Source organism: Parazoarcus sp. PS-13 R2A, from assembly GCF_057621855.1.
This window is the reverse complement of the sequence record NZ_JBYEXN010000008.1, coordinates 151661-168129: the sequence shown is the minus strand read 5'-3', so window position 1 is coordinate 168129 and position 16469 is coordinate 151661. Positions and strand designations below refer to the sequence as shown.

16 protein-coding genes are annotated in these 16469 nt (G+C 64.5%); 7 read left to right on the top strand and 9 right to left on the bottom strand.

Annotated features, from left to right (window positions below):
• Positions 1-4: 4 nt before the first annotated feature.
• The 4 genes from AC22G6_RS09875 to AC22G6_RS09860 are packed head-to-tail and all read left to right on the top strand — an operon-like array spanning position 5 to position 3264.
• Positions 5-709, top strand: coding sequence for a 2Fe-2S iron-sulfur cluster-binding protein (locus AC22G6_RS09875; protein ID WP_487366644.1), 705 nt, complete (start codon positions 5-7; stop codon positions 707-709).
• Positions 706-1254, top strand: coding sequence for an NADH-quinone oxidoreductase subunit B family protein (locus AC22G6_RS09870; RefSeq protein WP_487366643.1), 549 nt, complete (start codon positions 706-708; stop codon positions 1252-1254). The genes AC22G6_RS09875 and AC22G6_RS09870 overlap by 4 nt, the downstream gene beginning before the upstream one ends.
• Positions 1255-1261: 7 nt before the next feature.
• Positions 1262-2725, top strand: coding sequence for a Ni/Fe hydrogenase subunit alpha (locus tag AC22G6_RS09865; protein ID WP_487366642.1), 1464 nt, complete (start codon positions 1262-1264; stop codon positions 2723-2725).
• The gene (locus AC22G6_RS09860; protein WP_487366641.1) at positions 2722-3264 is read left to right on the top strand and encodes a hydrogenase maturation protease; all 543 of its coding nucleotides are present in this window, start codon (positions 2722-2724) and stop codon (positions 3262-3264) included. The genes AC22G6_RS09865 and AC22G6_RS09860 overlap by 4 nt, the downstream gene beginning before the upstream one ends.
• Here AC22G6_RS09860 and AC22G6_RS09855 read toward each other — a convergent pair.
• Genes AC22G6_RS09855 through AC22G6_RS09845 form a run of 3 tightly spaced genes read right to left on the bottom strand, consistent with a single transcriptional unit; the run spans position 3166 to position 6246 of the window.
• Entirely contained in the window at positions 3166-4341 is a 1176-nt protein-coding gene (locus AC22G6_RS09855) for a benzoate/H(+) symporter BenE family transporter (protein ID WP_487366640.1), read from the bottom strand. The two genes, AC22G6_RS09860 and AC22G6_RS09855, sit on opposite strands and share 99 nt — an antisense overlap.
• A 30-nt stretch (positions 4342-4371) precedes the next feature.
• Positions 4372-5229: an HDOD domain-containing protein gene (locus AC22G6_RS09850; RefSeq protein WP_487366639.1), complete on the bottom strand. Its 858-nt coding sequence runs from the start codon at positions 5227-5229 to the stop codon at positions 4372-4374.
• A gap of 27 nt (positions 5230-5256) precedes the next feature.
• Positions 5257-6246, bottom strand: a complete 990-nt coding sequence (locus AC22G6_RS09845) for a cation diffusion facilitator family transporter (RefSeq protein ID WP_487366638.1) — start codon at positions 6244-6246, stop codon at positions 5257-5259.
• 73 nt (positions 6247-6319) lie between these two features.
• Between AC22G6_RS09845 and AC22G6_RS09840 the strand changes: the two genes are divergently transcribed.
• Entirely contained in the window at positions 6320-7177 is an 858-nt protein-coding gene (locus AC22G6_RS09840) for an endonuclease/exonuclease/phosphatase family protein (RefSeq protein ID WP_487366637.1), read from the top strand.
• Here the strand turns inward: AC22G6_RS09840 and AC22G6_RS09835 are convergent.
• From AC22G6_RS09835 to AC22G6_RS09810, 6 genes are all read right to left on the bottom strand, one after another.
• Positions 7174-7986, bottom strand: coding sequence for a DUF2189 domain-containing protein (locus AC22G6_RS09835; protein WP_108948555.1), 813 nt, complete (start codon positions 7984-7986; stop codon positions 7174-7176). The genes AC22G6_RS09840 and AC22G6_RS09835 overlap by 4 nt on opposite strands.
• 120 nt (positions 7987-8106) lie before the next feature.
• Positions 8107-8913, bottom strand: coding sequence for an alpha/beta fold hydrolase (locus AC22G6_RS09830; RefSeq protein WP_487366636.1), 807 nt, complete (start codon positions 8911-8913; stop codon positions 8107-8109).
• A 5-nt stretch (positions 8914-8918) separates the two neighbouring features.
• On the bottom strand, positions 8919-10223 hold the full coding sequence (locus AC22G6_RS09825; protein WP_487366635.1) for an O-acetylhomoserine aminocarboxypropyltransferase: 1305 nt from the start codon (positions 10221-10223) through the stop codon (positions 8919-8921).
• A 33-nt stretch (positions 10224-10256) separates the two neighbouring features.
• The gene (locus tag AC22G6_RS09820) at positions 10257-10472 is read right to left on the bottom strand and encodes a YdcH family protein (protein ID WP_108948552.1); all 216 of its coding nucleotides are present in this window, start codon (positions 10470-10472) and stop codon (positions 10257-10259) included.
• 125 nt (positions 10473-10597) lie between these two features.
• Positions 10598-11506, bottom strand: coding sequence for a mechanosensitive ion channel family protein (locus AC22G6_RS09815; RefSeq protein ID WP_487366634.1), 909 nt, complete (start codon positions 11504-11506; stop codon positions 10598-10600).
• On the bottom strand, positions 11506-13194 hold the full coding sequence (locus AC22G6_RS09810; RefSeq protein WP_487366633.1) for a TIGR00341 family protein: 1689 nt from the start codon (positions 13192-13194) through the stop codon (positions 11506-11508). Before AC22G6_RS09810 ends, AC22G6_RS09815 begins: the two co-directional genes overlap by 1 nt.
• Positions 13195-13486: 292 nt before the next feature.
• Here AC22G6_RS09810 and greB point away from each other — a divergent pair, with 292 nt between their 5' ends.
• Together greB and htpG are read left to right on the top strand one after the other, a co-directional pair.
• A complete protein-coding gene (greB, locus tag AC22G6_RS09805) occupies positions 13487-14047 on the top strand; it encodes a transcription elongation factor GreB (protein WP_487366632.1) in 561 nt (186 codons plus the stop codon).
• Positions 14048-14302: 255 nt separating this feature from the next.
• Positions 14303-16234, top strand: coding sequence for a molecular chaperone HtpG (htpG, locus tag AC22G6_RS09800; protein ID WP_487366631.1), 1932 nt, complete (start codon positions 14303-14305; stop codon positions 16232-16234).
• Positions 16235-16469: the final 235 nt, after the last annotated feature.

Sequence of the window (16469 nt, the reverse complement as noted above, 5' to 3'; positions counted from 1 at the left end):
CGCGATGAGCAAGCAGTTTCTGTTTGACGGTCGTCCGGTCATGTTCGAGGATGGACAGACCATTTTGCAGGCGGCCCGTACTGCGGGGCACTACATTCCGCATCTGTGCTGGCACCCTGACTTCCCGCCGCATGGGTCGTGCAAGCTGTGCATCGTCAAGGTGGCCGGGCGCCATGTCTCGTCCTGTGCGATGCCGGCCAAGGAAGGGATGGAGGTCGAGAGCAACACGCCGGAGATCAACGGCGAGCGGCGTGCGCTGCTGCAGATGCTCTTCGTCGAGGGCAACCACTTCTGTCCCTCGTGCGAGAAGAGCGGCAACTGCCAGCTGCAGGCGCTGGCCTACGATCTGGAGATGACCGGCGAGCGCTTCGCGCATTTCTTTCCCGAGCGACCGGTCGATGCCTCGCACCCCGACGTGCTGCTCGACTTCAACCGCTGCATTTTCTGTGAGCTGTGTGTGCGGGCCAGTCGCGATGTCGATGGCAAGAACGTCTTCGCGCTGACCAACCGCGGCATCAACAAGCATCTGGTGGTCAATGCCGAGTCGGGCCGACTGGGCGACACCGACCTTGCAGCTGATGACCTTGCGGCCAACATCTGTCCGGTGGGCGTGATCCTGAAGAAGCGTGTCGGTTTCGCCAAGGCGATCGGCGACCGCACGTACGACGAGAAGCCCATTCACATCGTGGCCATGGAGGACGGAAAATGAATGCGCTGCGCCCCAAGGTTCGCATTGCGACCACCTCGCTTGCCGGCTGTTTTGGCTGCCACATGTCCTTTCTCGACATCGACGAGCACCTGTTCGAACTGGTCGAGCTGGCCGAATTCGACCGCTCGCCGCTGACCGACATCAAGCACTGCGGTCCGTGCGATATCGGCCTCATTGAGGGCGGCGTGTGCAATGCCGAAAACGTGCACGTGCTGCGCGAGTTCCGGCGTAACTGCAAGACCCTGATTGCCGTTGGCGCTTGCGCGATCAACGGTGGCCTGCCTGCACAGCGCAACCACCTCGATCTCGAAGCCTGCCTGCGCGAGGTCTACATGTCGCGCGAGGGTCTGGGCGAAGGCGGGGTGCCGAACGATCCCGAGCTGCCCTTGCTGCTCGACAAGGTGAGGCCGATTCACGAGCTGGTGCGGATCGACTATTTCATCCCCGGTTGCCCGCCTTCGGGCGAGGCGATCTGGAAGTTTCTGACGGATCTGATCGCCGGGCGCACGCCACGGCTGTCGTATCCGATGATGCATTTCGACTGAGGCGCCAATGACTGCCGAACTGGAAACTGCCGCGGGACGCGAGAAACTGCGCAAGGTTGCGATCGATCCGGTGTCCCGGGTCGAGGGCCATGGTCGCGTGACGCTCCTGATCGACGACGATGATCAGATCTGCGAGGCAAGGCTGCACATCGTTGAATTTCGTGGCTTCGAGGTCTTCATTCAGGGCCGTCCGTACTGGGAAGTGCCGGTCATGGTGCAGCGCCTGTGCGGCATCTGCCCGGTCAGCCACCACCTGGCGGCGTCGAAGGCGCTCGATCATGTAGTGGGTGCGGTGCCGCCGACGCAGACCGCCGTGCAGCTCAGACGGCTGATGCACTATGGCCAGATTCTGCAATCGCACGCGTTGCACTTCTTTCACCTGTCGTCGCCGGACATGTTGTTCGGTTTCGATGCCGAGGTCGGACAACGCAATATCGTCGGTGTGGCAGGCGCCTATCCTGAGGTTGCACGCCAGGGCGTGCTGCTGCGCAAGTTCGGACAGGAGGTCATCCGCGCCACGGCCGGGAAGCGCATTCATGGCACCGGCGCCGTACCGGGTGGCATGAACCGTCATCTGTCGCTGGCCGACCGCGATATGCTGCGTGCCGATGCCGACCAGATGGTGGCGTGGAGCCAGGCTGCGGTCGAGTTGGTCAAGCGCCTGCACCGTGCCGCCCCCGGCCTGTACGACGTCTTCGGGACCTTCCGCTCCGGGCTGGCCAGCCTGATTCGCAGCGATGGCGCGATGGACCTCTACGACGGGGTGCTGCGTTTCCGCGATGGTGACGGCAGGATCATCCGCGATCAGGTGGCGGATCAGGACTATCACCAGGTGCTGCAGGAAGATGTGAAGTCCTGGAGCTACATGAAGTTTCCCTATCTCATCGAGCGTGGCCCCGACCTGGGCTGGTACAAGGTGGGGCCGCTGGCGCGGGTGCAAAACTGCGATTTCATCCCCTCGCCACTGGCAGAGGCCGAGCGGCGGGAGTTCATCGACCATGGCAAGGGTGACGTCATCCATGCGCCGCTGGCCTATCACTGGGCGCGGATGATCGAGATGCTGCATGCGGCAGAAGTCATCCGCGACCTGCTCGACGACCCGGACTGCACTGCGGGCGAGCTGATGGCAAAGGGCACGCGCGGCCACGAGGGCGTGGGCATCATCGAAGCACCGCGCGGAACGCTCATTCACCATTACCAGGTGGGCGACGATGACCTGGTGACGATGTGCAACCTCATCGTGTCCACCACCCACAACAACCAGGCCATGAACACCGCGGTGCGCGAGGTGGCCAAGCGTTACCTGTCCGGGCGCAAGCTGACCGAGGGTCTGCTCAACCATATCGAGGTGGCTATCCGCGCCTTCGACCCCTGCCTGTCGTGTGCCACCCATGCGCTGGGCCAGATGCCGCTGGTGGTCGAACTGGCGGGCGCCGACGGTGAGGTGTTCGACCGCGTGGTGCGCGATTGAGCACCGTCCCCGGGCTGGTGGTGTTCGCGATCGGCAACGATGCCCGTGGCGATGATGCACTCGGCCCGCAACTGGGTGCGCGCATCGAACAGGCGTCGCCGCCCGGGGTGAAACTGCTGGCCGAGTATCAGCTGCAGATCGAGCACGCGCTGGACCTGCGCGATGCAGCGGCGGTGCTTTTCATCGATGCCGCCGTCGGTCTGGGGCAGGCGTTCGAACTGCGCCCGATTGAGGCTGATTCGGCTGCGCCGCTGCTCAGTCATGCCCTGTCGCCGGCGGCCCTGCTTGCGGTGTTCGAGCGCATCGAGGGCAGGGCGCCGCCGCCCGCGTTCGTGTTTGCGCTGCGGGGTGAGTCCTTCGAGCTGGGTGAGCCGCTGTCGGCGCCGGCAGCCAGCGCCCTGGAGGCAGGCTGGCGCTGGTTGTCCGCGCGCCTGTCGGTGTCAGGCCTGCTTGCTGCGCGTGGCGCCGCTGCGCAGCACCAGCAGGGCGATCGTACCGGCCACGATGCCCCAGAAGGCCGATCCGACGCCGAGCAGTGACACGCCCGAGGCGGTGACCAGAAAGGTGACCAGGGCGGGTTCGCGTTCGTTGTCATCGCGCAGCGCCATCGCCATGCCGTTGCCGATGGTGCCGAGCAGGGCAAGGCCCGCAATGCCGAGCACCAGCTCTTTCGGAAAGGCGGTAAACAGCGCACCCACGGTCGCACCGAAAACCCCAAGAACCAGATAGACAACGCCCGCCGACAGGGTGGCGACATAGCGCCGGTCCGGGTCGGGGTGGGCTTCCCGACCCATGCAGATGGCGGCGGTGATCGCCGCGAGGTTGAGCGCGTAGGCACCGAAGGGTGCAAGCAGGAGCGTCGTGACCCCGGTCCATCCGATCACCGGCGACACCGGCACCGTGTAACCCGAGGCCTTGATGACGGTAACGCCCGGCACGTTCTGCGAGGCCATGGTGACCACGAACAGGGGCAGCGCGATGCCGATCAGGGCGCTGAAAGAGAAGGCCGGCATGGTGAATACCGGGCGCGCCAGCGCAAGCTCGAGCGCTTCGACATGCAGCAAGCCCTGGGTGGAGGCAATGCCGATGCCCACCAGCAGCGCGAGGGGGACGGCGTAGCGCGCGGCAAAGCGGCGTCCGGCGAGATAGACGCAGAACATCGGAAACACCAGCATGAACTCCGTCTTCATCGCCACGAACACATCCAGCCCGAAGCGCAGCAACACGCCGGCCAGCATGCCTGCTGCCAGCGAGATCGGGATGCGGCCCATCAGGCGCTCGAACAGGCCGCTGAACCCCGCCACCGTGATGAGCGCGGCACAGACCAGGAAGGCGCCGATCGCTTCGTTCATCGGCACGCCGGCAGCGGCCGTGATCAGCATTGCGGCGCCCGGCGTACTCCACGCCGTCAGTACAGGGACGCGATAGCGCAGGGTCAGCGCGATTGAACTCAGGCCCATGCCGATGCCCAGCGCGCCCATCCAGGACCCGATTTCGGCCTGACTCGCACCGAGGGCGTCGGCGGCCTGGAAGATCAGAACCGCGGAACTGGTATAGCCGACCAGCACCGCGACGAAGCCGGCGACAATCGCCGACAGGGATACATCACGAATCATTGAGTGAAATCTTGGAAAAGGGGGGGAGCGTTAGCGGCTATGCCGATGGGGCAGGAAGACCGAGATGCAGGCCGCGAGGCTGAGCTCGGCCTCTTCCCTGGAGGACGTGAAGCTCGCCGGGTCGAGGTCGGCGTCAAGCCACACCACGGGATCGAGTCGCGCAGCAGCCTCGTCGCTGGACTCGCCATAGCGGTCGGCATGAGAAATCATGCGGGCAATGTGCAGCACGCTGGCATCGCTGGTGAATCTTCCGGCCAGGCGGGGCAGGACCTGCGCACCAATCACTTCGGCAAAACAGGCCGGCAGTTTCCAGCCATCCATCAGCGCGGCACCGACTTCGGCGTAATCGCAACCGACAATGCGGCGCTCGGCGAGGTGGAGCGGTTCTCCACTTTCGTCCGCAAGCGACTGCGCCTCATCCGCCAGTTGCGGCACGGTTTCGTACATCACCAGGTGACCGATATCAGAGAGCAGCCCAATCACGAACATGCGTTCGGCGCCGGGGTGTTTCGCGGTGCGGGCAAGGCTGCGGGCCGCGAGAGCACACATCATGCTGCCGTGCCAGAAGCGATCGACGTCCATGTGCTCGGGCTGCATGCCCTTGAATATCGCGCTGACCGTCATCGCGAGCACCACATCGTGCACCTGTTGCAGGCCGAGAATCGGCACTGCGCGCTCGATCGTATCGATCTTGCCGCCGAAACCGTAATAGGCACTGTTGACCAGTCGCAGCACGCCTGCGGTCAGCGCCGGGTCCGCCGAGATCAGTCGCGAGACCTCGAGCAGCGATCCGTTGGCCGACTCAAGCTGCTCCCGAATGCGGTGATAAACCGTGGGTAGCGTGGCGAGCGCGTCGACCTGACAGACGATTTCCTGTGCCGAATGCATTGTGAATTCCCGTTGTGAACACGCCGATTATCGACTATCGGCGGCGATACGTGAATGGTTCGTGCTGCGGCTGGGGTAGAACACCAGTGGCTGGTCGGGTGGCAGCTCAGGTTGAAGGGTCACGTGGTCGATGCCAAAGCGGCTTGCCAGCAGCGCGCGTTGATCGGCCAGGATCCGTGGCCAGCGTCCCGCATCGGAGATGACGAGATGAGCGGACAGGGCCGGGTGATGCGAGTCGAGGCTCCAGATGTGGAGATCGTGCACCGAGCGTACGTCCGGGACGGCAGCCATGGCGTGGCCGACCTCGGGCAGTGAAAGGTTCTCGGGAACGCCCTCAAGCAGGGTATGCACCACGCGCCGCAGCAGGTTCAGCGTGGAGGCAAGAATCAGCCCGCAGATCAGCATGGTGAGCAAGGGGTCGATTGCGAGCCAGCCGGTGTACTGAATGACCAGACCGGAGGCCAGCGCAGCGATCGAGCCGAGGATGTCACCCAGGACATGCAGCAGGGCGGCACGGGTGTTGAGGTCCGCTTCGCCCCGCGTCAGCAGCCAGGCGACGAGCAGATTGACCCCAAGGCCGATCAGCGCCACAACGGTCACCGTCTCGCCCGCAATCGCGCGCGGGTCGCCGAGACGCAGCACCGCCTGCCACAACAGCGCGGCCACCAGCCCGAGCATGAACACGCTGTTGGCGAGTGCGGCGAGCGACTCGACCCGAGGCAGCCCGAATGAGTGCCGTATGCTGGCCGGGTGCAGCGCGAGGCGCGCAGCGAGTGCCGCAATCCCGAGCGCCAGCGCATCGGTAACCATGTGCCCGGCATCGCCGAGCAGGGCCAGCGAGCCCGACCACCACCCGGCGATCGCTTCAACCGCCGCGAATCCGAGGGTCAGGAGGAGCGCGAGCGGAAGCCAGCGGCTTGAGGCGTGGCTGTGGTCATGGTGGTCGTGACCATGGCTGGTGTTCGTGCCGGCGGCCTCGGCTTCGTGTTCGTGATCATGTTGCGCGTGATCTTGCATGGATGTTGAGATGACGCTGCGGGTGGGTACAGGCTAGGATCATGCCATTGTGAAAGCGTGAGCGGAAACCAGAATGCGTATCGTGAGCTGGAATATCCAATGGGGACGTGGTGCTGACGGGCGGGTCGATCTGAACCGGACCATCGCTGCCCTGCGTGAAATCGGGAATATCGATGTCATTTGCCTGCAGGAAGTTGGGCAGTGTTTTCCGGGCTTGAAGGGCGCGACTGCGGAAGACGGCGTTGCGATTCTGAGTGCGGCATTTCCCGGCTACGAAGCGGTGTTCGGCGCTGCGCTGGATGTGCCCGATGGCAAGGGCGGACGCGCCCGTTTCGGCAATCTGCTCCTGTCGCGGCGCCCGCTCGGTCAGGTCTTCCGGCATGTCCTGCCGTATCCCGCCGATCCCAGCGTGCCTGCGATGCAGCGCCTGTGCATCGAAGCGGTGATCGAGGCGCCTCGCGGGCCGCTGCGGGTGCTGACCACGCATCTCGAGTACTACTCGGCATTGCAGCGTGGCGCGCAGATTGCGCGCTTGCGCGAACTGCATCGTGAAGCGGTCTCCCACGCCCGTGCGCCGGGTCTGTCGAAGGATTCCAATCCGGGCTTCCGGCCCTGGCCACGACCCGCAGCGGCGGTGTTGTGCGGGGATCTCAACTGTTTGCCGGGGTCACCCGATCACACTGCGCTGCTGGCGCCGATTGCGCCCGACGTGCCTCAGTGGCGCGATGCCTGGCAGATCATGAATCCCGGTCTGCCCCACGCGCCAACCGTGGGTCTGCATGGGGCCGACTGGCCCGACGACCGCTTTTGCTGCGACTTCTTCTGCGTGACCGAGGATCTGGCGCCGGCCGTGGCCGGCTTCAGGGTGGCGGCGGAGACGGCCGCGTCGGACCACCAGCCGGTGGTCCTCGATCTGATGGACTCAGCCTAGGCCGCCGTCTTGGCCGGCTTTGCCGGCAGCGGTTCGATGAGGTCGCGGTAGGCGTACCAGGTTGCATGGCCGATGACGGGCATCAGAACGACCAGTCCCAGGTGGAAGCTGAGGAAACCGACGATCGTCAGCGTAGCGATCAGGAGGGCCCATACGATCATCGCCGCGGGATTGCGTGTGAGCGCCGCGATGCTGGCCAGCATCGAGCTGATGGCGTCCTGGTTGCGGTCCAGCATCAGCGGAATCGAGACCACGCTCACCGCGAACGCGATGATGGCGAAGACCATGCCGACGCCAAAGTAGACCAGCAGGAATTCGATGTTCTCGAACGCCATCAACTGTCCGAGAAAGCCGGACAGATTGGGCATTTCGTTGGAGTAGAAGAGCGCGAACACGACCAGTGAGGCGCGTGCCCAGATCAGGAAGACCACGCCCAGCACGACGGCGAAGATGCCGATGTTGCCCGCGTTGCGCTTCCACACGGTCAGCGTCGGGACGAGCGCGCAGTTTTCGCCGCGCTCGTGGCGGCGACTGATCTCGTACAGGCCCATGGCGAAGAACGGACCGAGCAGCAGGAAGCCCGAGGTCAGCGCAGAGGTGTATTCGTAGGCGTGCTCGAACACGAACGTGATGAGCAGGCCCATCGCGGCGAAACAGAAACCGTAGAACAGGCTTGGTACCGGGCAGGCCCTGAGGTCACCGAATGCGCGTGCGACCCAGCTGATGGGTGCAGTGAACGGTACGTCCCTCACGGTGGGGAAGGGCAGTGCTGCGGCCGCTTCCAGCTCGGCATCGTTTGGCTGCGACATGTCTCTCTCCTGTCATTATTCTGGATGTTCGCTGCAGCAAAACGGGGTGAACCGGCGGCGAGCTGACCGCAGCGCCCAAATCGCGCTGCTGATCCGTACCGCCTGTTCGAATACGTGTTGTTATGTCCTGAGAAACCCCCGAATTGCATTTGTGACGGCGTCCGGTGATTCCGCCATCATTCCGTGGCCGGCGCCAGCCACGGTAATCATACGCGCACCGCCCGCTGCGTTGACCAGTGCTTCGTATAAGGGTTTTACCGCACGTGGAGGCGTCATCTGGTCGCGTTCGCCGCTGACCAGAAGGGTCGGGCAGCGGATGTCCGGTGCGCGCGCGAGGCCATCGGCCCACGCGTTGCAGGCACTGAGGTCGGTCGCCAGCACACCGGCGGCCTGGCGTTCCATCAGTCGCTGGTTGATGCCGAGCAGCGAGGTGCCGGGCGTCGCACTTGCGCCAAGCTGGGCTGACAGGCTGTATGACCACTGATTGATCATGGCGTGGGCGCGCGCAGGCTTGCTGGATGCTGCCTCGATCAGCGCGGGCGCGACCGGCATCGGCGCCACGCTGCCCACCAGAACCAGGGCACTCACCCGTTCACCGGCGCGTGCGGTTGCGGCAAGCGCGATCAGCGAGCCCATGCTGTGGCCGACGAGGCTGGCCTGGGCAACGCCGACCGTATCGAGCATTTCCAGCAGCCAGTCGGCCATCGCGTCGATCGACTGCAGCGGTACGCCCTGCGATGCGCCGTGTCCCGGCAGGTCGGGTGCGAGCACGCCGAAGCCCTGATGCGCGAGATGGCGGGCCTGGTAGTTCCATACGCTGTGGTCGTGTCCGGCGCCGTGAATCAGGACGACGGTGGGGCGTTCGCGGTCGAAATCGCGTCCACCGGTGTAGATGCGGCAAGTCTGTTGCCTGATCAGGATGTCCATGTTGCTTATGCCTTGTTGAGCTTGCCCACGGCGTAGAGGCCGCGATCGAGATCAGCCAGCAGGTCGGCGCTGCTCTCCAGGCCCACGGACAGCCGGACCGTGCCTTCGCCGATGCCCCCGGCCGCGAGATCTTCTGCAGACATGCGGAAATGGGTGGTGCTGGCGGGATGGATGACCAGCGACTTGGCGTCGCCAACGTTGGCCAGGTGCGAGAACAGGCGCAGCGCGCCGATGAAGGCGCGCCCGGCCTCCCGTCCGCCCTTGAGGTCGAAGGACAGCACGGCACCACAGCCGTCGGGGAGCAGACGGGCTGCGAGTTCGTGGTCGGGGTGGGTGTCGAGGCCGGGATAGGCGACTTTTTCCACCATCAGATGCGCGGCCAGATGGGCTGCAATCCGGTTCGTGTTGTCGACGTGGGCGCGCATGCGCAGCGGCAGGGTTTCCAGCCCCTGCAGGATCTGGAAGGCGTTCATTGGCGACATGCAGGCGCCGAAATCGCGCAGGCCTTCGCGTCTGGCGCGCAGCAGGAAGGCGGCGACCGGAGACTCTTCGGCGAAGTTCATGCCGTGGAAGCCGTCATAGGGCTCGGTCAGGGTCGGAAACAGGCCCGAGGCTTCCCAGTCGAACCGACCGCCGTCGACCAGCAGGCCGCCAACGGCGACACCGTGGCCGCCGATGAACTTGGTGGCCGAGTGCATGACCAGATCTGCGCCGAGTTCGAAAGGGCGCTGCAGGGCCGGACTCACGAGGGTGGCGTCCACCAGCAGCGGCAGGCCTGCCGCATGGGCGATTCCGGCCACGGTGGGAATGTCGAGCACGTCGAGCCCGGGGTTGCCGATCGACTCGCCGAACAGCAGGCGGGTTTCGGGGCGGATGGCGGCGCGCCAGGCGTCGGCGTCACGCGGATCGACAAAGGTGGTCTGGATACCGAAACGGGGCAGGGTGTAGGCGAACAGATTGTGCGATCCGCCGTAGAGCGAGCGTGAGGCAACGATGTGACCACCGCAGCCCATCAGCGTGGTCACCGCGAGGTGCAGCGCCGCCTGACCACTGGCGACCGCGATCGCGCCCACACCGCCTTCGAGGGCAGCGATACGCTCTTCGAGCACCGCGTTGGTCGGATTGGAAATGCGCGAGTAGACGTGGCCCGGGCGCTCCAGATTGAACAGGGCCGCGGCATGGTCGGCATCCGGAAACACGTAACTGGTGGTGAAGTGGATCGGTGTTGCGCGCGAGCCGTGTGTGGCGTCGGGAGACTGGCCCGCGTGGAGTGCGAGCGTCTCCGTCCCGAAGAGTCCGGTCTGGGTCATGGGAACCTTGTATGCAGTGGTCGAGCGCGAGGCTCAGGCGAGGTCGTCGGGTTCGATCAGGCGTTCGATGACGGAGATGCGGTCCTTGAGGGCGAGCTTGCGCTTCTTCATGCGCCGGATCAGGAGCTGGTCGTCGGTGGGCGCTGCGATCAGCCTGGCGATGGCAGCGTCGAGGTCGCGATGCTCGTCACGCAGCTCTCGCAGGCGAAACTGCAGGCTGGTTACGTCGTCGAAGGAGTCGTCATTCATTGCGAACCCGTCTGGGTGGGCTGGCGCGAGGCGCCGTTGGTCGGGCAGTCCATCGTGCCAATGGTATGCGGCAGCCGCGCCGATGACAACGTCCGAGTGCTGGCAGCGTCTGTGGTGGCGACCGCTCAGGATTGCGCTGGCCCGCTCTTCAGGTCGACGCTCAGCGTCCCCGAGCGCACATGAAGATCGCGTTGCGGGAAGGGGATCTCGATACCGGCGGCACGCAGCGCGCTATCGATCTCCCACAGATAGCGGGCCTGGGTCCGGGCGGGGGACATCGCGAGATCATGATTCACCCACACCACGAGTTCGAAGTCGAGGCTGCTGTCGCCGAACCCGACCAGCCATGCCTCGGGTTCGCGGCCGGGCAGCAGGATGGTGCCCGCGACCTTGCGGGCAGCCGCGGCGACGGCGTCGCGCACCTTGTCCTTGTCGGTGCCGTAGGCCACGCCAAAGGGGATGTGGATGCGACGCAGATCGTCGTCGAAGGTCCAGTTCGTGACCCGGCCGTTGATGAACTCGGAGTTGGGGACGATCACGTCGACATTGTCGTTGGTGGTGACCCGCGTGTAGCGCAGCCCGATCTCGGTGACCTTGCCGACGACGCCCGACTGCAGATCGACGAAGTCGCCGAGCTTGAGTGTCTTCTCGAGCAGGATGATGATGCCCGACACCAGGTTGCTGAAGATGTTCTGCAGGCCGAAGCCGATGCCCACACCCATTGCGCCGCCGACGATCGCAAGGCTGGCAACGTCGATGCCGAGATAGGCGAGACCGACCAGGCTGCCGATGATCCACACCATGTAGCGCACGATGCGCGTGAGCGCGAACACGGCCGACTCGGAGACTCGGACCACGGCGCGTGCATGCGCTATGCGGCGCATGCCCCGCTCCAGCGCCGAGGCGAACCACCAGAAGAAGGCAAGGATTGCCGTGAGCCCGACGATGCGCAGCAACGTGACGTCGGTTTCGCCGAGGCGGAACCAGGGGCGTGAGGCGAGTTCGAGCGCGTTGGTGAGCAGCTGACTGTCCATTACCTCACTCCTGAGCCGGTGCTGTCCGGGGCCGGTATGACGATCGACACCGCTCTGAATGCGATCTGCCCCAGTTCGCGCTCGCCCGCGAGCTGGCTGGGCAGGGGGTAACGCCCCAGGGTCTCGGCATCCAGTCCCTGGGCACGAATGGCTTCCGCCACCCGGTTGGCGCGAGCATTGGCGAGTCGCAGCGAACCGCCGCCATCGCTGCTGGCGTGACCAATCACCTGCACGCGCTCGATGTTCCAGCGCTTGAGCGCCCATACGATGGCATCGATGCGGTCCTGCTCAGTGGCTTCGATCGTGCTGCTCGCGCGCCCGAAGCGGACTGTCGGCAAGGTCTGCATCGGTGGCAGGATGGACAGCGTCCAATCCGTGTGGCGCGCGCTCAGATCGTGCTCCATGTCGCGCCAGCTGGCAATGTCGATACCCGGCTGGGGCGCTGGAACCAGGATGGCGGTTCGTCGTTCGCCGTCGGCTTCAAATGCGGCCAGCGGAAGCGGGAAGGCGTCGCGAAGAGTGTCCGCCAGCGTGGGTTCGGGGGCGGGCGCCGGTGCAGGGACGGGAGCGACTTCACGCACCCGCAACTGTGGCGGCAAGTCGTCGGATGTGCGCAGCTGGGTGACACGCAGATCGATCGGCTGACCGACTTCGGCCTCCATGGCGGCATCGAGCCGCGCCTGGAGTTCGTGTTCGGGTGCTGCGCTGTAGATCACTGCCCGCACGCGCGGGGGCTTGCCGTCGATGAAGAGCACGCTGACTTCGCCCAGCTGCCCTTCGGGGAGCGAACTGGCGCCTTTATCCAGAACGCTGCGGATGCGGACCTGGGCAAAACTCTCGAACGCGATGGCCTTCAGCGAATAGAACAGCGGTACGGCGAGCGGTGCCAGCACGAGCAGCGAGATGACCGCCTGTCGCGCGAAGCGCTTGCGCAGTTCGCCGCGGCCGAAGCCGTACCATTCGGCGACGGCTGCCACCGCAAGACTGATGGCCACCATGTTGGTGACAAAAAGCAGCAGGGCGCCGCGGGTGATGTCCCATTGCTGGGTGACGAGGCCGTAGCCGATCGTGCCCAGCGGTGGCATCAAGGCGGTCGCGATGGCCACGCCGACGATTGCACCCCCGCGTCCGCGAATCATCGCGTAGCCGCCTGCGGTGCCGGACAGGATGGCAACGACCAGATCGAACAGATTGGGCCGGGTGCGCGCGAGCAATTCGGGGGTCAGATCCTTGACCGGCGACAGCAGGACGATCAGCGAGGTGAACGCGATCGCGGCCGCAGTGCCCAGTAGCAGCGTTTTCGCGCTCTTGCGCCCGAGATCGACGTCAAGCGTGGCCAGTGCCATGCCGGTGGCGACGATGGGGCCCATCAGTGGAGAGATCAGCATCGCGCCGATGATGACCGCGGGGGAGTTGAGCAGCAGGCCGATCGTTGCGATGCCGCCGGCCACGACAATCATGAAGTTGAAATTGAAGGAGAAGCTGGCGTCCTCATTCACCTGCGCCAGGATTGCCGCATGGTCGATGCTGCGCACCAGTGCATGCCACCAGCGCCGCCACGCGCGCGGGCCAAGCAGCATCACGCCTGCAAAGCCACGTGCGGCGATCACCCGCTCAATCAGCTCTCCAGGACCGGGAGGCGGTGGCGCGACGTTTTCAGCAGGCTCGAGTTGTTGTGTGGTGTTCATCGGATGACCGGGGGCGATGGATGTCGTGCTGGTGCGATGGCGGGCGCCATCTGCAGTTCTTTGCAGCGCGGAGTCTACACGGTCTCTGCATCCGGCGATGTCAGGAAGAGGTGAGCACGTGCGGTATTTTGCGCGCTGCTTGGCCAGCGGCAGACGGCGACTTCTCTCGCCCGTTTGAAGGAGACGCCGCGCGCGGCCCGATCCGCCCGTGTGCAGTCGCGCAAGGCGCTGCTGCGGGCCTGCCCGGGATCCATTAAGATCGGGCGTTTCGCCAGCCTTCAGGAGTAGTGCCATGAACAAGGCGTTCGTCAGGGAAGCCGATAGCGATGAAGATGAGGACGCGCTGTCCCCCTCGTTGCGGCTACCGCCTGGCAGCAAGAATTACATGACCCGGCGCGGCAATCTGGTGCTGCGCGAGGAACTGGACCAGCTGCTGCGCGTCGAGCGGCCCAAGATGGTCGAGACCGTGTCGTGGGCGGCGGGTAACGGCGACCGTTCCGAAAACGGCGACTACATCTACGGCAAGAAGCGCCTGCGCGAGATCGATCGTCGTATCCGTTTCCTGATCAAGCGCATCGAGAACGCCGAGGTGGTCGACCCGTCCGCGCAGCAGAACATCGATCAGGTCTTCTTCGGCGCAACCGTCACCATCTGCGACGCAGAAGATCCCGATGCAACGGAGCAGACCTGGCAGATCGTCGGCGTCGACGAGGCCAACGCCTCCGCAGGCATGATCAGCTGGATCTCCCCGCTCGCGCGTGCCCTGATCAAGGCGCGCGAGGGCGACGTGGTGCGCTTCATGAGCCCCGCCGGCGTGCGCGAGATCGAAATCCTCCAGGTTCAGTACATCTAGCCGTTGCGTTGTGTGCGCTCGGGTGGGCGTCGTCCGGGCGGAAGGTTTCACGCGGAGGCGCGGAGAGCACAGAGAAAAACACGGGCGAAGGTTTTCTCTGTGCTCTCCGCGTGAGCCAGAACGACCAGGCGACGCACCGCCGCGCGAAGCAGCCTGGTGCCGGCCAGCGCAGCAATCTCGTCTCAGGGGCTTGAAAATCGGCGGGGCTGTCCCAATCTCTCGGCCACGACTTTTCATCATCGGAGACGCATCAAGATGTCCAGCGCCCAGACCGCCGCCGAAACCCTGAATTTCCAGGCCGAAGTGAAGCAGTTGCTTCACCTCATGATCCACTCGCTTTATTCGAACCGCGAGATCTTCCTGCGCGAGTTGATCTCGAACGCTTCCGACGCTTCCGACAAACTGCGTTTCGAGGCGATCGACCAGCCGGCCCTGTTCGAGGGTGACAGCGATCTCAAGATCCGCGTGTCCTTCGACACCGAAGCCCGCACCATCACCATCAGCGACAACGGCATCGGCATGAGCCGTGAAGAAGTCGTTGCTCACCTCGGCACCATCGCCAAGTCCGGCACCAAGGAATTCTTCGGCAAGCTGACCGGCGACCAGAAGAAGGACGCCCACCTGATTGGTCAGTTCGGTGTCGGCTTCTATTCCGCATTCATCGTGGCCGACAAGGTCACCGTGGTGACCCGCCGTGCCGGCCTGCCGGTGAGCAAAGGCGTGCAGTGGGAATGCAGCATGAGCGGCGAGACCGCCGGCGCGTACACCGTGGCCGCCGTCGAGAAGGCCGGTCGTGGTACCGAGATCACCCTGCACCTGCGCGAAGACCAGGACGACCTGCTTTCGGCCTGGAAGCTGAAGAGCCTGATCCGCAAGTACTCCGATCACATCGTGCAGCCGATCGTGATGAAGAAGGAAGAGTGGGACGAGGAAAAGAAGGCTCAGGTCCTCACCGACGAAGACGAAACCGTCAACCAGGCCAACGCCCTGTGGGCCCGTCCGCGCAACGAGATCACCGAAGAAGAGTACAAGGGCTTCTACAAGCACGTCGGCCACGACTTCGACGAACCGCTGGCGTGGACCCATGCGCGCGTCGAAGGCCGCCAGGAATACACCCAGCTGCTGTACATCCCCTCCCACGCGCCCTTCGACATGTGGGATCGCAATGCGCGTCATGGCGTCAAGCTGTACGTGAAGCGCGTGTTCATCATGGACGACGCCGAGAAGCTGATGCCGACCTACCTGCGCTTCGTGCGCGGTGTGGTCGATTCGGCCGATCTGCCGCTGAACGTGTCGCGTGAAATCCTGCAGGAATCCAAGGATATCGACACCATTCGTGCAGGTTGCACGAAGAAGGTGCTGGGCCTGCTCGAAGACCTCGCCACCAGCGACGAGGCGGGCGATCAGGAGAAGTACGCCACGTTCTGGAAAGAGTTCGGCAAGGTGCTCAAGGAAGGCGTGGGTGAAGACTTTGCCAACAAGGACAAGATCGCCGGCCTGCTGCGTTTTGCTTCGACCCATGCGGATACGCCGGAAGAAGTGGTCTCGTTCAAGGACTACATCGGGCGCATGAAGGAAGGTCAGGACAAGATCTACTACGTGACCGCTGAGACCTTCAATGCGGCGAAGAACAGCCCGCACCTCGAGGTGTTCCGCAAGAAGGGCATCGAAGTGCTGCTGCTGTCCGACCGTGTCGACGAATGGGCGCTGGGCAACCTGACCGAGTTCGACGGCAAGCAGCTGCAGTCGGTGGCCAAGGGTGGCCTCGATCTCGGCTCGCTGGAAGACGAAGCGGAGAAGAAGGAAGCCGAGCAGGCGGCCGACGAGTACAAGGAGCTGATCGAGAAGATGAAGACCAGCCTTGGCGACCGCGTGAAGGACGTCAAGGTCACCCTGCGTCTGACCGATTCGCCCGCCTGCCTGGTGGCCGACGAGCACGATCTCGGCATGAACCTGACCCGCATCCTGAAGGCCGCAGGGCAGAGTGCGCCGATGTCGAAGCCGATCCTCGAGATCAACCCGAAGCACCCGGCCGTGCTGCGCCTGAAATACGAAGACAAGAGCTTCGATGACTGGGCTGCCGTGCTGTTCGATCAGGCCTTGCTTGCCGAAGGCGGCGCGCTTGATGATCCGGCGACCTTCGTCAAGCGCATCAACCAGCTGATGATGGCGATGAGCGCTCACTGAGAACGCGGCTGCCGCCCGTGAGACCGGGTGTGCAGCAGATCATTTGGAAGAGGGCTGTCCGCGAAACCGCGGCGGCCCTCTTTGTTGTCTCCGGAGAGCACACCCGACAGGTCTGGGACGACGCGGGAATGCGGGTTTACGATACTTGATGCACGTGGGAGATGACGCAAGACTAGGGCCACAAGAACAAACAATCAAACGCAGGAAATGCGCGAAGTCCGCCGCAGTACCTGCA

Bases quoted from the DNA above. Each gene is read 5' to 3' on its own strand.
- AC22G6_RS09875 (WP_487366644.1), top strand. From the start codon at position 5: ATGAGCAAGCAGTTTCTGTTTGACGGTCGTCCGGTCATGTTCGAGGAT.
- AC22G6_RS09870 (WP_487366643.1), top strand. From the start codon at position 706: ATGAATGCGCTGCGCCCCAAGGTTCGCATTGCGACCACCTCGCTTGCC.
- AC22G6_RS09865 (WP_487366642.1), top strand. From the start codon at position 1,262: ATGACTGCCGAACTGGAAACTGCCGCGGGACGCGAGAAACTGCGCAAG.
- AC22G6_RS09855 (WP_487366640.1), bottom strand. From the start codon at position 4,341: ATGATTCGTGATGTATCCCTGTCGGCGATTGTCGCCGGCTTCGTCGCG.
- AC22G6_RS09850 (WP_487366639.1), bottom strand. From the start codon at position 5,229: ATGCATTCGGCACAGGAAATCGTCTGTCAGGTCGACGCGCTCGCCACG.
- AC22G6_RS09845 (WP_487366638.1), bottom strand. From the start codon at position 6,246: ATGCAAGATCACGCGCAACATGATCACGAACACGAAGCCGAGGCCGCC.
- AC22G6_RS09840 (WP_487366637.1), top strand. From the start codon at position 6,320: ATGCGTATCGTGAGCTGGAATATCCAATGGGGACGTGGTGCTGACGGG.
- AC22G6_RS09835 (WP_108948555.1), bottom strand. From the start codon at position 7,986: ATGTCGCAGCCAAACGATGCCGAGCTGGAAGCGGCCGCAGCACTGCCC.
- AC22G6_RS09830 (WP_487366636.1), bottom strand. From the start codon at position 8,913: ATGGACATCCTGATCAGGCAACAGACTTGCCGCATCTACACCGGTGGA.
- AC22G6_RS09825 (WP_487366635.1), bottom strand. From the start codon at position 10,223: ATGACCCAGACCGGACTCTTCGGGACGGAGACGCTCGCACTCCACGCG.
- AC22G6_RS09820 (WP_108948552.1), bottom strand. From the start codon at position 10,472: ATGAATGACGACTCCTTCGACGACGTAACCAGCCTGCAGTTTCGCCTG.
- AC22G6_RS09815 (WP_487366634.1), bottom strand. From the start codon at position 11,506: ATGGACAGTCAGCTGCTCACCAACGCGCTCGAACTCGCCTCACGCCCC.
- AC22G6_RS09810 (WP_487366633.1), bottom strand. From the start codon at position 13,194: ATGAACACCACACAACAACTCGAGCCTGCTGAAAACGTCGCGCCACCG.
- greB (WP_487366632.1), top strand. From the start codon at position 13,487: ATGAACAAGGCGTTCGTCAGGGAAGCCGATAGCGATGAAGATGAGGAC.
- htpG (WP_487366631.1), top strand. From the start codon at position 14,303: ATGTCCAGCGCCCAGACCGCCGCCGAAACCCTGAATTTCCAGGCCGAA.